Annotated in this window: 12 protein-coding genes and 1 pseudogene; 6 read left to right on the top strand and 7 right to left on the bottom strand. The window is 73.3% G+C overall.

From position 1 onward, the window contains the following. Window positions 1-149: 149 nt before the first annotated feature. The 4 genes from C7M71_RS06305 to C7M71_RS06290 are packed head-to-tail and all read right to left on the bottom strand — an operon-like array spanning window position 150 to window position 4,617. Window positions 150-1,505, bottom strand: coding sequence for a GH1 family beta-glucosidase (locus C7M71_RS06305; RefSeq protein ID WP_111491740.1), 1,356 nt, complete (start codon window positions 1,503-1,505; stop codon window positions 150-152). Window positions 1,506-1,525: 20 nt separating this feature from the next. Beyond that, window positions 1,526-2,404 carry a carbohydrate ABC transporter permease gene (locus C7M71_RS06300; RefSeq protein ID WP_111491741.1) on the bottom strand — a complete coding sequence of 293 codons (879 nt, stop codon included), beginning with the start codon at window positions 2,402-2,404 and terminating at the stop codon, window positions 1,526-1,528. Further along, window positions 2,397-3,311 (bottom strand): carbohydrate ABC transporter permease, encoded by a 915-nt coding sequence (locus C7M71_RS06295; protein WP_111491742.1) that lies wholly within the window; start codon window positions 3,309-3,311, stop codon window positions 2,397-2,399. The genes C7M71_RS06300 and C7M71_RS06295 overlap by 8 nt, the downstream gene beginning before the upstream one ends. Window position 3,312: 1 nt before the next feature. Next, on the bottom strand, window positions 3,313-4,617 hold the full coding sequence (locus C7M71_RS06290; RefSeq protein WP_111491743.1) for an ABC transporter substrate-binding protein: 1,305 nt from the start codon (window positions 4,615-4,617) through the stop codon (window positions 3,313-3,315). 404 nt (window positions 4,618-5,021) lie between these two features. Between C7M71_RS06290 and C7M71_RS06285 the strand changes: the two genes are divergently transcribed. From C7M71_RS06285 to thiE, 3 genes are all read left to right on the top strand, one after another. Then, window positions 5,022-6,185, top strand: a complete 1,164-nt coding sequence (locus tag C7M71_RS06285; RefSeq protein ID WP_229759065.1) for an NAD(P)/FAD-dependent oxidoreductase — start codon at window positions 5,022-5,024, stop codon at window positions 6,183-6,185. Between the two features lie 124 nt (window positions 6,186-6,309). Continuing rightward, window positions 6,310-6,675, top strand: a complete 366-nt coding sequence (locus C7M71_RS06280) for an Rv2175c family DNA-binding protein (protein WP_111493888.1) — start codon at window positions 6,310-6,312, stop codon at window positions 6,673-6,675. A gap of 4 nt (window positions 6,676-6,679) precedes the next feature. Continuing rightward, window positions 6,680-7,345, top strand: coding sequence for a thiamine phosphate synthase (gene thiE / locus C7M71_RS06275; RefSeq protein WP_111493890.1), 666 nt, complete (start codon window positions 6,680-6,682; stop codon window positions 7,343-7,345). Between the two features lie 57 nt (window positions 7,346-7,402). Here the strand turns inward: thiE and C7M71_RS06270 are convergent, their stop codons facing one another. Next, window positions 7,403-8,533, bottom strand: coding sequence for a polyprenyl synthetase family protein (locus C7M71_RS06270; RefSeq protein ID WP_229758568.1), 1,131 nt, complete (start codon window positions 8,531-8,533; stop codon window positions 7,403-7,405). A 142-nt stretch (window positions 8,534-8,675) separates the two neighbouring features. Between C7M71_RS06270 and metF the strand changes: the two genes are divergently transcribed. Beyond that, window positions 8,676-9,593: a methylenetetrahydrofolate reductase [NAD(P)H] gene (metF, locus tag C7M71_RS06265; RefSeq protein WP_111493892.1), complete on the top strand. Its 918-nt coding sequence runs from the start codon at window positions 8,676-8,678 to the stop codon at window positions 9,591-9,593. A 138-nt stretch (window positions 9,594-9,731) separates the two neighbouring features. Continuing rightward, a complete protein-coding gene (locus tag C7M71_RS06260) occupies window positions 9,732-10,631 on the top strand; it encodes a hypothetical protein (RefSeq protein ID WP_111493894.1) in 900 nt (299 codons plus the stop codon). 46 nt (window positions 10,632-10,677) lie between these two features. Here C7M71_RS06260 and C7M71_RS06255 read toward each other — a convergent pair whose 3' ends face one another. Together C7M71_RS06255 and C7M71_RS06250 are read right to left on the bottom strand one after the other, a co-directional pair. Then, window positions 10,678-11,394 carry a VOC family protein gene (locus C7M71_RS06255; protein WP_111493896.1) on the bottom strand — a complete coding sequence of 239 codons (717 nt, stop codon included), beginning with the start codon at window positions 11,392-11,394 and terminating at the stop codon, window positions 10,678-10,680. Between the two features lie 122 nt (window positions 11,395-11,516). Beyond that, window positions 11,517-13,967: a glycoside hydrolase family 3 C-terminal domain-containing protein gene (locus C7M71_RS06250; RefSeq protein WP_114914218.1), complete on the bottom strand. Its 2,451-nt coding sequence runs from the start codon at window positions 13,965-13,967 to the stop codon at window positions 11,517-11,519. A gap of 334 nt (window positions 13,968-14,301) precedes the next feature. Here C7M71_RS06250 and C7M71_RS33140 point away from each other — a divergent pair. Continuing rightward, a pseudogene (locus C7M71_RS33140) lies at window positions 14,302-14,790 on the top strand (discoidin domain-containing protein); the annotation flags it as partial. Window positions 14,791-15,238 lie beyond the last annotated feature (448 nt).

Below are 15,238 nucleotides of genomic sequence, written 5' to 3'. Positions count from 1 at the left end.
CTATCGCCGCGCCCCGGTGACCTCGAAGGGCCCCGGGGCGCGGTGGTGCAGCGGTGTGTGCGGTGGTGTGTGCGGTGGTGCGTGGGTGCGCGTGCGTGTGCGTGTGCGTGGGTGTGCGCGGTGGTGTGCGCCCCGTGCGGGGGCGCCGGTCAGACGGCCGAGCGGGTGCGGGTGCGGTGCGCGGCGATCAGCTCGGCGTAGCGGCGGCCACTGGTCTTCATGGTGCGGCGCTGGGTCTCGTAGTCGACGTGGACCAGGCCGAACCGCTTGTCGTAGCCGTACGCCCACTCGAAGTTGTCCAGCAGCGACCAGGCGAAGTACCCCGCCACCGGGACGCCCCGGGCGGCGGCGCGGGCGCAGGCGGCCAGGTGCTCCTCCAGGTAGGCGGTCCGCTCCGGGTCGTGCACCTCGCCGTCCGGGCCGACCGTGTCCTGGTAGGCCGAGCCGTTCTCGGTGACGTACACCCGCTGCGCGCCGTACTCCTCGGAGAGCCGCACCAGCAGCGTCTCCAGGCCCTCGCCGTGCACCTCCCAGTCCATCGCGGTGCGGCGCGGGTCGGGGCCGGGCATCTGGCGGGCGTACGGGACCGGGCCGGTCGGGTCGTCGGCGACGACCTGGCGGAAGTAGTAGTTCAGGCCCAGCCAGTCCAGCGGCGCCGCGATGGTCTCCAGGTCCCCCGCGCGGACCGGGAGTTCCACCCCGTACAGCTTGACCATGTCCTCGGGGTAGCCGCGCCCGTGGATCGGGTCCAGCCACCAGCGGTTGGTGTGGCCGTCGGCACGGAGCGCGGCGGCGCGGTCGGCGTCGCTGTCGCTCGCGGGCTCGCACGGGCTGAGGTTGTTGACGATGCCGATCTGCGCACCGGGGACGGCGGCCCGGAGGGCCTGCACGGCCAGGCCGTGGCCCAGGTGGAGGTGGTACGAGGCCCGGACGGCGGCGGTGAGGTCGGTCAGGCCGGGAGCCATCTTGCCTTCGAGGTGGCCGATCCAGGCCGAGCAGAGCGGCTCGTTGAGGGTGGCCCAGTGGGTGACCCGGTCGCCCAGCGCCCCGGCGACCACCGACGCGTACTCGGCGAACCGCTCGGCGGTCTCGCGCTCCGGCCAGCCGCCCCGGTCCTGCTGCGCCTGGGGGAGGTCCCAGTGGTACAGGGTCGGGTAGGGGGTGATCCCGGCTTCCAGCAGGGCGTCGGTGAGCCGGTCGTAGAAGGCCAGGCCGGCCGGGTTGACGGCGCCGCCGCCCTCGGGCATGACCCGGGGCCAGGCGATGGAGAAGCGGTAGGCCCCGAGGCCGAGCCTGTCCATCAGACCGAGGTCCTCGGGCCAGCGGTGGTAGTGGTCGCAGGCGATGTCGCCGGTGTCGCCGTTGTCCACCTTGCCCGGGGTGTGGGAGAAGGTGTCCCAGATGGAGGGGGAGCGGCCGTCCTCCTCCACGGCGCCCTCGATCTGGTAGGCGGCGGTGGCCGCCGCCCAGACGAAGTCGTCGGGGAGCGCACTGAGGTCGTTCACAAGGGGCCTTTCGAAGAGGTTCACTTGACGGCGCCGGCGGTGAGCCCGGCGACGAGATAGCGCTGCAACAGCAGGAACCCGGCGACCACCGGCACGCTGACGACCAGCGACGCGGCCATGACCTGGTTCCAGTAGACATCGGTCTGGGTGGCGTAGCCCTGGAGTCCGACGGCGAGGGTCCGGGTCTCCTCGCTGGTGAGCACCGAGGCGAAGAGCACCTCGCCCCAGGCGGTCATGAAGGCGTACACGGCGACCGCGATGATGCCGGGCCGGGCGGCCGGGATGATGATCCGCACCAGGGCGCGGATCGGCCCGCAGCCGTCCACCAGGGCCGCCTCGTCGAGGTCGCGCGGGATGGAGTCCAGGTAGCCGACCAGCATCCAGATGGAGAACGGCAGCGAGAAGGTGAGGTAGGTGAGGATCAGCCCGCCCCGGCTGCCGTAGAGCGCGACCCCGGTGGCATTGCCGATGTTGACGAAGAGCAGGAAGAGCGGCAGCAGGAAGAGGATGCCCGGGAACATCTGGGTGGAGAGCACCGTCACGGTGAACACCCGGCGGCCCCGGAAGGTGTACCGGCTCACCGCGTAGGCGGCGAGGATCGCCACCGTCACCGAGCAGACGGTCGAGGAGACCGACACGATCAGCGAGTTGACGAAGTAGTGGGCCAGCGGCACGGTGTGCCAGATGTCCACATAGGGGCGGAGTGTGAAGCCGCTCGGTATCCAGCGGAACGGTCCCTGGACGTCCTCCAGCGGCTTCAGCGACGAGCTCACCATCACCAGCACCGGGGTCACGGTGAAGACCGTCAGCACGGTGAGCACGATCCGTCTGGTCCACCGGAAGGAGGCGGGTGCGGCCATGGGGGAGGCGGCGCGGCCGCGTGCCGGGTCGCTATGCATCGGCGCCCTTCCGGCGGGAGGTGAGGAGCAGGTAGACCGCCGTCACCAGCAGCAGGAACAGCAGCAGCAGCACCGACATGGCCGAGCCCGAGCCGAAGTTCCAGGTGACGAAGGAGGATTGGTAGATGTGGATGGAGATCAGGTCGGCGGCTTCCGGCGCGGACTTCCCGAAGAGCACATACGGCGTGTTGAAGTCGTTGAACGTCCACAGGAAGAGCACCAGCACCAGCACCTGGTTGACGGGGCGCAGCGACGGCAGGGTGATCTTGCGGATCTGCTGCCAGACCCCCGCCCCGTCCATCGCCGCCGCCTCGTAGAGCTCGCGCGGGATGTTCTGGAGCCCGGCCGTCAGCGTGAGGAACGCGAACGGCCAGGACCGCCAGACCGAGACGACCACCAGCGCGGTGAAGCTGTTGCCGCCGATCAGCCAGAACGGCCGGTCGGAGGTGAGGTGCAGCTGGTCGTGGAGCACATGGTTCACCAGGCCGGTGTCCCGCTGGAACATGAACGACCAGGTGATCACGGCGGCGTAGACCGGCAGCGCGTACGGCACCAGGAAGAGCGTCCGCAGCAGGCCCCGGCCCCGGAAGGAGTCCTGCATGAGGACGGCCGCGACCGTCCCCACCAGCCAGGACAGGCCCACCGAGAGCACCGTGAAGCAGCAGGTCACCCAGAAGGAGTGCAGCAGCGCCTTGCCCACCGGGGCGTTGAAGTCCACCGCCATCCGGTAGTTGCCCAGTCCCTTCCAAGGGGCTCCGGTCCAGTCCTGGATGTAGAACTGGGTGAGCTCCTTGAAGCTCATCAGGGCGCCGACGACCATCGGCAGCACATGGATGAGCAGTTCCAGGATCAGGGCGGGTATCAGGAGCAGATAGGGCAGGCCGACTCGGCGCAGTCGTTCACGCACGTCAGGACGCCGGCATCTGCTGCTGGGCCTTGGTGAGTTCGGCCTTGACGGTCTCGTCGGTGATCGGCTTGCCGGCCGCCGCGGCGGCGAAGAGGTTCTTGACGGCGGTGCCCACCAGGGTCTCGTACTGGCTCTCCTGGGCGACCTGCGGCAGCGGCGCGGCGCTGGTGGAGAGCACCTGGGAGAGCACCTTGAGGTCCGGGGTGCCGAAGGCCGGGTCGCCCTGCGCGGACGTGACCGGCGGCAGCGAGCCGTAGGTGGAGTTGAGGATCTTCTGCTCGGCGTCGCTGGTCATGAACTTCACGAAGTCCAGGGCGCCGTCCTTGTTCTTGGTGTTCTTGAAGACGGCCAGGTTGATGCCGGCCACCATGGAGTTGACGGCGGTGTCGCCGGAGGGCGAGGCGGTCTGGAAGGGGACCGGGGCCACCCCGTAGTCGTCGGGCGACATGCCGTGGGACTTCAGGTTGCTGCCGGCCGCCTGCCACATCAGCATCCCGGCCTTGCCGGTGGCGAAGTCGGTGAGCGACTGGTTGGCGGCGTACTCGGCGTTGCCGGGGGCCGCGATCTTGTCCTTGGCGATGAAGTCGATGTACTGCTTGACGGCGGCCACCGCTTCGGGGGTGTCGAACTGCGGCTTGCCGGAGGCGTCGAAGAAGTCGGCGCCGTGCTGCTTGCCGAGGACGAAGGTGTTGTGGATGTTCTCGGAGAGGTTGCCGCCCTCGACCGCCAGGCCGTAGTGGCCGTCCTTGGTGAGCTTCTTCCCGTCGGCGACCAGCTCGTCCCAGGTGGTGGGCGGGGCCGCGATGCCGGCCTGCTGGAACAGCTTCTTGTTGTAGTAGAGCGCGTACGCCAGCGAGTAGAGCGGCACCGCCGCCGGGTCCTGGCCGGGCGCGCCGGCCGAGGCGATGGTCGCCGGGACGAAGCGGTCCTTGCCGCCGATCTTGGCGAAGGCGGCGTCGTCCCAGGGCAGCAGGGCCCCGGTGGCCTGGAGCGAGGCGGACCAGGTGTTGCCGATGTTGAGCACGTCCGGGCCCTGGCCGGAGGCGGTGGCGGCCAGGATGCGGTTGAGCAGGTCGGACCAGGGGACGACCTCCAGCTTGACCTTGATGCCGGTCTGCTTCTCGAACTTTCTGAGCTCCGGCTCCAGGACCTGCTTGTCGTTGTCGAGGCTGGCGCCCTGGTTGCTCGCCCAGTAGGTGAGCGTCTTGGGGCTGCCGGAGCTGCTTCCGCCGCCTCCGCAGGCGGTGGCCGTGATGGTGAGGGCGGCGACGAGGGCGGTGGCGGTGGCAAGCCTGGAGGCACGCATGTCGGGGTTCCCCTTCCAGGGGCAGACGGGTGGTGAGGGCCGGCAGGATCACGGCTTACTTCAGGGCGTGATTTAACGCGTGGGCAAACTCTCCCGTCAAGGGGTAAAGGCCCTCGGGATCGGCCGACTCGCCCCCGTCCCCCCGCCGTACCGCCGCAGCCTGCGCAAACACCCTCCCATGGTCGGTGAGGTGGCGTCAGGTGCATATCCCCGCCGCGGGCCGCCCCCGCCGCGAAGGTCCGCGTGACATGCCTTGACACCCCCAGGTCAGGGCCGGGAAACTGATTGGGCGAGCGCTCTCCCAGTTTTTTGCCCTGCCTGCCCCGGCGGCGGTGGGAGGTGGGTAGATTGGCCGGGTGGCAGAAGCGACCGGCAAGGACAGGATCGTGATCGTCGGCGCCGGCATGGCCGGTGCCCAGACCGCCGCCGCCCTGCGGCAGCAGGGCTGGACCGGCAGGCTGACGCTGCTCGGCGACGAGCCGCACCCCCCGTACGACCGGCCGCCGCTCTCCAAGGACGTGCTGCTCGGCAAGGCCGACTCCACCGCCTTCGACCTCGACTGGGCCGCCCTGGACGTGGAACTGCTCACCGGCCGCCGCGCCCTGCGGCTGGACGGCGCCGCCCGCACCGTCCACACCGACGCCGGGCCGGTCGGCTACGACCGGCTGGTGGCCGCCACCGGCGCCACCGCCGTACCGCTGCCCGGCACCCAGGGCGTCCCCGGCGTCCACCTGCTGCGCACCGCCGACGACGCGCTGGCGCTGCGTACGGCGCTCCGCCCCGGCGTCCGCGTGGTGATCGTCGGCGCCGGCTGGATCGGCGCCGAGACCGCCACCGCCGCCCGGCAGCTCGGCTGCGCCGTCACCGTGGTCGAGGCCGCCGACCAGCCGCTGGCCGGAGCCCTCCCCGCCGACCTCGGCCGGCTCACCCGCGACTGGTACGCCGCCGCCGGGGTCGAGCTGCGCACCGGCGCGGCCGTCGCCTCGGTGGAGCCCGGCGCGGTGCACCTCGCCGACGCCACCCGGCTGGCCGCCGACGTGGTGGTGGTCGGCATCGGGGCCCGCCCCGCCACCGGCTGGCTGCACGGCTCCGGGGTGGACCTGGACGGCGGCGGCGCGGTACTCGCCGACGCCCGGCTGCGCACCACCCTGCCCGGGGTGCACGCGGTCGGCGACTGCGCCTCCTTCCCCTCCGCCCGCTTCGCCACCCGGCTGACCGTCCAGCACTGGGACAACGCCATGCTCGGCGCCCGCACCGTCGCCGCCGACCTGCTCGGCCCCGATGCGCCGCCCTACGACCCGGTGCCGTACTTCTGGTCCGAGCAGTTCGGCCGGATGGTCCAGTACACCGGACACCACCCGTCCGCCGACCGGCTGCTCTGGCGCGGCACCCCCGAGGACGCCTCCTGGACGGTGCTCTGGCTGCGCGGCGACGTCCCGGTGGCCCTGCTCGCCGTGGACCGGCCGCGCGACCTCGTCCAGGGCAGGCGGCTGATCGAGCGCTCCACCCCGGTCGACCCGGCCGCCGCTGCGGACCCGGGCACCCCGCTGAAGTCGGCCGCCCGCTGAGGTCCCAGCAGCCCGTTGCAGTGCGTCCACGGGGCCCCGGCGGGGCCCCGGCGGCCCGCGCGGCGCGGCACCGCCACGCACCCGGAGTTACCCATCGGGGCCCGACGGATGGCAGTCTGGACGGGTGAGCGAGATCGATCCCAAGATTGATGCCCTTGTCCCGGCGTGGCTGTACCTTCCCGACATCTCCGAGCAGTGGGGTGTGGAGGTCACCCGGGTCCGTCAGATGGTCAAGGACGGCGTACTGATCGCGGTGCGCCGAGGAGAGAACAACGCCCTTCAGGTCCCCGCCGACTTCATCGGCGACGACAAGCCCGTCAAGGGGCTGCTCGGCACCCTGACCGTGCTCAGGGACTCCGGGTTCAGCGACGCCGAGGCCCTGGAGTGGCTCTTCACCGAGGACCCCACCCTGCCCGGCACCCCCGTGCAGGCGCTGCGGGAGAACCGGGGCACCGAGGTCAAGCGCCGCGCCCAGGCGATGGCGGTCTGACCCGGTGGCGGACACGGACACCCCGGGCCTCCCGGCCCGGGCCAGGCTGGCGGACGCCCGCCTCTACCTCTGCACCGACGCCCGCCGGGACCAGGGCGACCTGCCCGAGTTCCTGGACGCGGTGCTGGCCGGCGGCGTCGACATCGTGCAGCTGCGCGACAAGGCGCTGGAGGCCGCGGAGGAGCTGGAGACCCTGGAGGTCTTCGCCGACGCCTGCCGCCGCCACGGCCGGCTGCTGGCGGTCAACGACCGGGCCGACGTGGCCCACGCAGCCCGCCCCGACGTGCTCCACCTGGGCCAGGGCGACCTGCCGGTGCCGTACGCCCGGGCGATCCTCGGCGACGAGGTGGTCATCGGCCGGTCCACCCACGCCGAGGCCGAGGTGGACGCCGCCGTCACCGAGCCCGGCGTGGACTACTTCTGCACCGGACCGGTCTGGCCCACCCCGACCAAGCCCGGCCGCCACGCCCCCGGCCTCGGCCTGGTGAGGTACGCGGCGCAGCTGCGGCCGACCCGGCCGTGGTTCGCCATCGGCGGCATCGACGCCGGCAACCTCGACCAGGTGCTGGCGGCCGGCGCCCGCCGGGTCGTGGTGGTCCGGGCGATCACCGCGGCGGACGACCCCGGGGCCGCCGCCGCCGACCTGGCCCGCCGGCTGCGCACCGGATGACCGACCGGGTTCCGGGGGCGCCCCGCCGCCCCCGGAACCCCCTCTTCCGCACCGCGCTCAGTACCGCCGGGTGGTCGCCGCCGAGGCCAGCGCCCGCAGCGTGTCGCGGGCCTGCCCGTCGGCCAGCGGAGCCGCCTCCAGCGCCGCCAGCGCCTCGCCCAGCAGCGCGTCGATCCGCTGCTCCACCCGATCGGCCGCACCACTCCGGGCGATGATCCCGCGCAGCCGCTCCACCTCGGCGGGCTCCAGATCCGGGGCGCCCAGCCGCTCGTCCAGCAGCCGCGCCTCGGCGGGGGCGCAGGACTCCATGGCCAGCGCCACCAGCAGGGTGCGCTTGCCCTCCCGCAGGTCGTCACCGGCCGGTTTGCCGGTCACCGCCGGGTCGCCGAAGACCCCCAGCTGGTCGTCGCGCAGCTGGAACGCCTCGCCGAGCGGCAGACCGAACGCCGAGTACGCCTCCAGCAGCGCCGGCCCGGCACCCGCCAGCACCGCGCCCACCTGGAGCGGACGCTCCACCGTGTACTTGGCCGACTTGTAGCGGACCACGGCCAGCGCCCGGTCCGCCGCGCCCTCGCCCATGGAGTCGCCCGCGACCGGCTCCAGCACGTCCAGGTACTGCCCGGCCATCACCTCGGTGCGCATCAGGTCGAAGACCGGCTTGGCGGCCAGCACCGCCGCCGGGTCCAGCCCGCACCGCAGAAACAGCTCGTCGCACCAGCAGAGCAGCATGTCGCCCAGCAGCACCGCGGCGGCCGTGCCGTACTGCGCGCGGTCGCCGCGCCAGCCGCCGGCCCGGTGCAGCGCCTCGAAGCGGCGGTGCACGGAGGGCAGCCCGCGCCGGGTGTCGCTGCGGTCCATCAGGTCGTCATGGATCAGCGCACTGGCCTGGAGCAGCTCCAGGGCGGTCGCCGCCGCCACGATCCCGTCCGCGCCGACCGGGCCGCCGGCGCCGCGCCAGCCCCAGTAGCAGAAGGCGGGACGCAGCCGCTTGCCGCCGTCCAGCAGGAAGTCGCGCAGCGCCGAGGACGCCTCCACCAGCTGCGGCGAGATCTTGGCCAGCAGCACCTCCTGCCGGTCCATGAACTCCGCAAGCGCCTCGTTGACGCGGACGCGCAGCCCCTCCTGGTCCACGGGGTTGCCGACAGGCTCCCGGAGGAGTGCGGCGGCGGCGTCGGCGGGCAGGGTCACGGTGCGGCTCCGGTGGATAAAGCGGGGGACAGCCAGCCTAACCGGACACCTGTCCACCCCGCGCAGCCGCCCGGCCGATACCGCGTCTCACGAGGTGGACGCGGAGTGCCCCGACCGTCCGTATCGCGGATAACCTGCCCTTATGGCACTCGGTATCCCCTCCACCAGAACGGACCGCGCGGTCACCGTCCGCGACCTGCTGGCGGAAGGGCACCGCTCCTTCTCCTTCGAGTTCATGCCGCCCCGGACCGAGCAGGGCGAGCGAAAGCTGTGGGATGCCATCCGCCGACTGGAGGCGCTCGCCCCCAACTTCGTCTGCATGACCTACGGCGCCGGCGGCAAGTCGCGGGACCGCACCGTCGACATGGTCGGCAGGATCGCCAGCGAGACCACCCTCACCCCGGTGGCCCACCTCACCGCCGTCGACCACTCGGTCGCCGAGCTGCGCAACATCATCGGCCACTACGCCGATGAGGGGGTACGCAATGTGCTGGCCGTGCGCGGCGACCCGCCCGGCGACCCGATGGGCGAGTGGGTGCCCCACCCGGACGGCGTCCGCTATGCCTCCGAGCTGGTGGAGCTGATCAAGGGCATCGGCGACTTCTGCGTGGGCGTCGCGGCCTTCCCGGAGATGCACCCCCGCTCCGCCACCTGGGAGGAGGACATCCGGCACTTCATCGCCAAGGTGCGCGCCGGGGCCGACTACGCCATCACCCAGATGTTCTTCCATGTGGAGGACTACCTGCGGCTGCGCGACCGGGTCGCCGCCGCCGGCTGCGAGGTGCCGATCATCCCGGAGATCATGCCGGTCACCAACGTCAAGCAGATCGACTTCTTCGCCCGGCTCAGCAATGCGGCCTTCCCGGCGGAGCTGGCCGAGCGGGTGCTGGCGGTCGCGGACGACCCGGCGGCGGTCCGCGCGGTCGGCGTGGAGTACGCCACCGGAATGGCGGAGCGGCTGCTGGCCGAGGACGCGCCCGGCCTGCACTTCATCACGCTCAACCACTCCACGGCGACGCTGGAGATCTACCAGAACCTGGGGCTCCACGAGCGGGTCTGACCCGCACCGCCGCAAACCCCGGCCCGGTGGCAACACCCGTGCCGCGGCGGCACGGTACGCTCGCTCGACACGCGCGGCGCGGGTGGGCCGGGACGGGGTGGGCCGGGCGGCGGCGCCGGGCCGGTGAGTGGAGGTTTCGTGAGCGTCGGGTACCTGGTGCTGTACGCCGCGTTCGTGGTCGTGGCGCTCTGGCTGGTCGCCGAACTGCTGCTCCAGAACAAGGCTCCGCTGGTCTGGCGGGCGGTGGCGCTGGCGGGCTTCCTCGGGGTGGTCGGCGGGATGGCGCTGGGGTCGGTGGCGGTCATCGGACTGGGCGCGGCGGCCTTCGCGGTGGGGCAGACCTTTGTCACCCTCTCCGTCAAGCGCGGCTACCAGGCCGGCTGGTCGCTGCGCGGGCCGGACGGCTCCCTTCCCGGGCCGCTGTCCCGCATCCCCTTCCTGGCCGGAGCGGTCGGCGGCAGCCTGGCGGAGCCGCCGGTGGCGCAGGTCGGCGAGGTCGGCCCGGTGGAACCGGCGTACGCCCCCGGCCCCCCGGCCGCCGAGGCGGAGCCGCCGCAGCAGCCCGCCGGGCAGCCGGTGTATGCGATGCAGCCGCTGAGCGAGGACGACGACTCCGACGGCTACGGGGTCTACACCGGCGCGACCACCGCCACCCAGGAGGGCTACTACGACGCCTCCTATGCGGGTTATCCGCAGCAGGACCCGTATGCGGCGGCGTACCAGGGCGGCTATGACCAGACCCAGTACAGCGCCACCGCCGCCTACCAGGGCCAGCAGGGCTACTACGACGCCTCCTACGCCGGTTATCCGCAGCAGGACCCCTATGCGGCGGCGTACCAGGGCGGCTACGACCAGACCCAGTACAGCCCCGCCGCCACCGGCTACACCGACTGGTCGCAGCAGCAGTCGCAGCCGCAGCCGCAGCCGCAGCCGTACGCCGACTACGGCACCCAGCAGTACACCGTCCCCGAGCAGCAGCAGCCACCGGAGCCTCCGCAGCCGCCGCAGCAGCCGGGCGGCTGGCAGCCCTCCGCCTGAGCGGGTGGCCGCCGCAGTCCGGTACGACCAGCGGGCCCCTCAGCGCTCACCCCGCGTCCGACGGTGAGGTGGCCTCGGGGGCAGGCCCGGTCCAGCCGGCCGCGCCGACACATGCCTCATTGCCCTCGGGGTCGGCCAGCACCCAGTGCGACGGCGCATGGGCATCCGTCACCAGGCGGCCCCCGGCGGCGACTGCCGCCGCGATCCGCGCCTCGGCCTGGTCGTACGGCACCCAGACGTCGACATGGACCCGGTTGCGCTGCGGGCGCGGCGCGTCCATCTGCTGGAAGTAGAACGGCGCCCCACGGCGGTGCGGATCGATCAGGTCCTCGGGGCTGTTGGCGCGGTCCTGGTACCCGAGCAGGGCACGCCAGAACGGCACCACCTCGGGACCGACGAGGGCGTCGATGGTGACCTGGACGGTCTGCACCGCGGACGGGTCGGCGGGGAGGTCCAGCTTGTGGGCCACTGCCGAGATCCGCCGGGCCAGCTCGGCGTCCCGCTCGCTCAGCCCGTAGTAGTCGGCCGTGATCGTGATCAGCCGTACGGTCACGCCCTCGGGCCGCAGATCGATGTCGGGGTGGCGGTCCCCGAGGCCGGTGAGCCCGCTGATCTCCTGCACCAGCCGGGCGCCGACCGCGAACGACCCGGTGCGGAAGTACGCGCAGGCCCCCTCACCCAGCACCCGCCAATCCTCCAGGCCGGCGGTCTCATGGAACTGCTGCGGCCTGATCCGCTCGGGACTGCTCTCGGTAGAGGTCATTGGCCCAACGTAGCGGGCGGGTCCGACAATCCCCGTCGGCCGTGGCCATCGCCGGGACCGGGACCGGGACCGGGTCCGCAGCAGCGTACGGAGGACCCGGTCCCGGAGCGGGGAGGCGCCGGTCAGCCCACGGTGGACCGCGCCGACAGCGGCAGCCGTCCGGCCGAGGAGCCGGCGTGCAGGGTGTACCGGCCCGGCCGGTCCACAAAGCCGGCCGCCTGCGGCGACCACTGCCGGAAGGTGCGCGGCGCCAGGCGGACCACCGCCTCGGTCCGCTCACCGGGCCCGGCCGTGACCGCCGCATACCCGGCCAGCCGCAGGCCGTCGCCCGCGTCGAGGTAGAGCTGCACCACCTCGCGGCCCGGCCGGGCACCGGTGTTGCGCAGCCGCACCCGGACCTCCGCCCCGGCCGCCGGGTCGATCCGCTGCGGGGCGGTCAACTCCTCGTACTCCCAGGTGGTGTAGCCCAGCCCGTGGCCGAACCAGTAGGCGGGCTCGGCGCCGGACCGCAGCCATGCCCGGTAGCCGATGTCGGGCCCCTCCGCGTAGTCCAGCACGCCCTGCTCCGGCGTGACGGCGGGCAGCGGGGCGCCCTCCGCCGTGGCCGCCCAGGTGGTGGGCAGCCGGCCGCCCGGCTCGGCCCGGCCGAAGAGCACATCCGCCAGGCCGTGCCCGCCCTCCTGGCCGGGGAACCAGCCGACCAGCACGCCCGGTACCTCCTCCCGCCAGGGAAGCTCCACCGGGCCGCCGGAGTTGACCAGCACCACGGTCCGCGGGTTGGCCGCGACCACCGCCCGCACCAGGTCGTCCTGGCGGCCGGGCAGCGCGAGGGAGGCCCGGTCGAACCCCTCGCTCTCGATCTCGTCGGTGGTGCCGACCACCACCACGGCCACATCGGCGCCGCGCGCCGCCCGCACCGCCTGCGCGACGGCCTCGTCCTGGTCCGGGCGCGGCGGGTCCGCAGCGAGGGCGACGACCCGGCCGGTGTCCGGCTCAAAGCGCCGCCGGGCGACCAGCAGGATCTCCTGATCCTCCGTCACCTCGACCTCCGCGCTGCGGAAGGAGGGCGCCACATGGAGATAGGTGGGGTCCTGCGAGGCGGGGGTGACATGGGTGTCCAGCAGGGTGCGGCCGTCCGCCTCCAGTACCACCGCGCCCAGGCCGACCACCGAGATGCTCCACCGGCCGGCCGCGCCCGGCCGCACCAGGGCGCTGACCTCCACGCTCGCCGCGCCCTCGACCGCCTCGGGCCCGGCGGCGGGCTCCAGCACCCGGCCGCTGAGCCGGTGCTCGCGGTGCACCTCGCCGCCGTCCTCGGCGAGGTAGCGGACCAGGACGCCGGGCTCCCCGGTGGCCGGGTTGCGCGCATTGCCGGGGTGCAGCGGCGTGGGGCGGACGCTGAGCAGCGGCCCGGCGGCGTGCACCACCTCGGCCTGGCCCTCCAGCGCGGCCCGGATGCCGTCCAGCGGGGAGACCACGGAGGCGGGGAAGACGCCCGCGCTGCCGCCGCCCTGGATGCGGGCCTGCGCCGCGCCCTGCCCCAGGACGGCGATCCGCCGCAGCCGGGCCGGGTCCAGCGGCAGCAGGCCGCCCTCGTTGCGCAGCAGGACGCTGCCCGCCGCGACGGCCCGCCGCAGCAGCCCCGCCGGGTCGGCGGGCGCGGGCGGCGCGGCGGGGCCGGGCACGCTCTCCAGGGCGCCGACCCGGGCGGCCAGCAGCAGGATCCGCCGGACCTTGGCGTCCACCGCGGCCTCCGGTACCCGCCCCTCGCGTACGGCGGCCACCAGGGCGTCGCCCCAGAGCGGGTGCGGGCCGGGCATGGCCAGGTCCTGGTCGGCGCGGGCGGCAGCCTCGGTGGAGCGCACCGCGCCCCAGTCGGAGACCACCACCCCGTCGAATCCCCAGTCGCCCTTGAGGGGTTCGGCGAGCAGCGGGCTCTCCGACATGGTGGTGCCATTGACCCGGTTGTACGCCGACATCACCAGCCAGACCCCGGCGCGCACCGCCTCCTCGAAGGGGGCGAGGTACACCTCGTGCAGGGTGCGCTCGTCGACCCGGGCGTCCAGGGTCAGCCGCTCGGTCTCGGACTCATTGGCCACATAGTGCTTGGCGGTGGCGGCGACTCCGCCGGCCTGGACGCCCCGGATGTAGGCGGCCCCGGTGCGGGCGGTGAGCAGCGGGTCCTCGGAGAAGCACTCGAAGTGGCGGCCGGCGAACGGGGACCGGTGCAGGTTGAGGGTGGGGGCCAGCAGCACGTCGACCTGCTTGCGGCGGGCCTCGGCGGCGAGCAGCCCGCCGAGTTCGGTGACCAACTGCTCGTCCCAGGCGGCGGCCTGGGCGGTGGGTGAGGGCAGCGAGAGGGCGGTGTCGCGCTCGTCCCAGCGCTCGCCGCGCACCCCGGCCGGGCCGTCGGAGACGCTCATCCCGCGCAGGCCGACGGCCGGTTCGCCCGGGGTGTGGAAGGCGTCGCAGCCGGACAGCAGGGCCACCTTGGCGGGCAGGTCGAGGCGGGCGAGCAGGTCGTCCAGGTGGGCGGTGAGGTCCGGCCCGGCCGTGAGGGTGCGGGTGGTCATGGTGATCCCTTCGCAGGGCCTGTTCCATCGTGGAAGTGCGGCGGTGAGCGCTGTCGGTGAACGCGGTCGGTGAACGCTGGTGGAGAGCGCTCTCCAGGCAACAGTCACGCGGCTCGGCGGAGTACGTCAAGCCCCCGCCGGGCGGGCGGGGGCGATCGGACCGGCGATCTGCCCGGACAAGTGATGATGTATCGGATACGCCGAGGCGGCTTCTCGCGGGGTGCTGCCACATCTCTTGACACCCCGGAAACCGGACCGCGACCATCGCCCCACGAGAGAGCGCTCTCCAAGGCATGCTCTCCGTCCGCCCTCCTTCCCCCCAGGAGCCGCCGCAATGAGAACCGCTCCCTACCCGGTGCGCCCCCGCACCCTGCCACCGCCGCCATCGCTGCGCACCGCCGCCGCGCTGATCCTCACGCTGGGCCTGGCGCTGTACGCCCTGGTGGTCCCGGCCACCCGTGCGCAGGCCGCCGACGCACTGCTCTCCCAGGGCAAGCCGGCCACCGCCTCCTCCACCGAGGGCGCCGGCTACCCGGCGGCGGCGGCCGTCGACGGCGACGCCGCCACCCGCTGGGCCAGTGCCTGGAGCGACCCGCAGTGGCTCCAGGTGGACCTGGGCGCCTCGGCCACCCTCAGCAAGGCCGTCCTGACCTGGGAGAACTACGCCACCGCCTATCGCATCCAGGTCTCCGACGACGCCGCGCACTGGACCGACGCCTACACCACCACCACCGGCACCGGCGGGACCCAGACCGTCCCGCTGAGCGGCAGCGGGCGCTATGTGCGGCTCTATGGGACCGCCCGGTCCAACGGCTACGGCTACTCGCTCTGGGAGTTCCAGGTCTACGGCACCCCCGGGACGGGCGGCGGGACCGGCGGGACGACCAGCGGTACGACCGGCGGTAGTACGACCGGCGGGACGACCGGCGGTGGCACCACCCCGCCCGGCAACTGGACCACCGTCTGGAGCGACGACTTCTCCGGCGCGGCCGGCTCCGCCCCCGACAGCGGCAGTTGGATCACCGACACCGGCACCGCCTACCCCGGCGGCTCCGCCCACTGGGGCACCGGCGAGGTCGAGACCTCCACCGCCGACCGTGCCAATGTCTCCCTCGACGGCAGCGGCCACCTCAACCTCACCGCGGTCAAGTCCGGCACCGCCTGGACCTCCGGCCGGGTGGAGACCAAGCGCACCGACTTCGAGGCCCCGGCCGGCGGCCAGTTGCAGATCTCCGCCACCATCAAGCAGCCCAACCCCGACCGGGCGCTGG

Origin of the sequence: Peterkaempfera bronchialis (assembly GCF_003258605.2) — a bacterium.
GTDB classification, from domain to species: domain Bacteria; phylum Actinomycetota; class Actinomycetes; order Streptomycetales; family Streptomycetaceae; genus Peterkaempfera; species Peterkaempfera bronchialis.
The sequence above is the reverse complement of the archived record's forward strand: the minus strand, read 5'-3'. Positions and strand labels throughout refer to the sequence as shown.

What these genes read in the sequence shown, in the direction of transcription:
- C7M71_RS06300 (WP_111491741.1), bottom strand. Translation starts at nt 2,404, where the DNA reads ATGCATAGCGACCCGGCACGCGGCCGCGCCGCCTCCCCCATGGCCGCA.
- C7M71_RS06290 (WP_111491743.1), bottom strand. Translation starts at nt 4,617, where the DNA reads ATGCGTGCCTCCAGGCTTGCCACCGCCACCGCCCTCGTCGCCGCCCTC.
- C7M71_RS06285 (WP_229759065.1), top strand. Translation starts at nt 5,022, where the DNA reads ATGGCCGGTGCCCAGACCGCCGCCGCCCTGCGGCAGCAGGGCTGGACC.
- metF (WP_111493892.1), top strand. Translation starts at nt 8,676, where the DNA reads ATGGCACTCGGTATCCCCTCCACCAGAACGGACCGCGCGGTCACCGTC.
- C7M71_RS06255 (WP_111493896.1), bottom strand. Translation starts at nt 11,394, where the DNA reads ATGACCTCTACCGAGAGCAGTCCCGAGCGGATCAGGCCGCAGCAGTTC.
- C7M71_RS06250 (WP_114914218.1), bottom strand. Translation starts at nt 13,967, where the DNA reads ATGACCACCCGCACCCTCACGGCCGGGCCGGACCTCACCGCCCACCTG.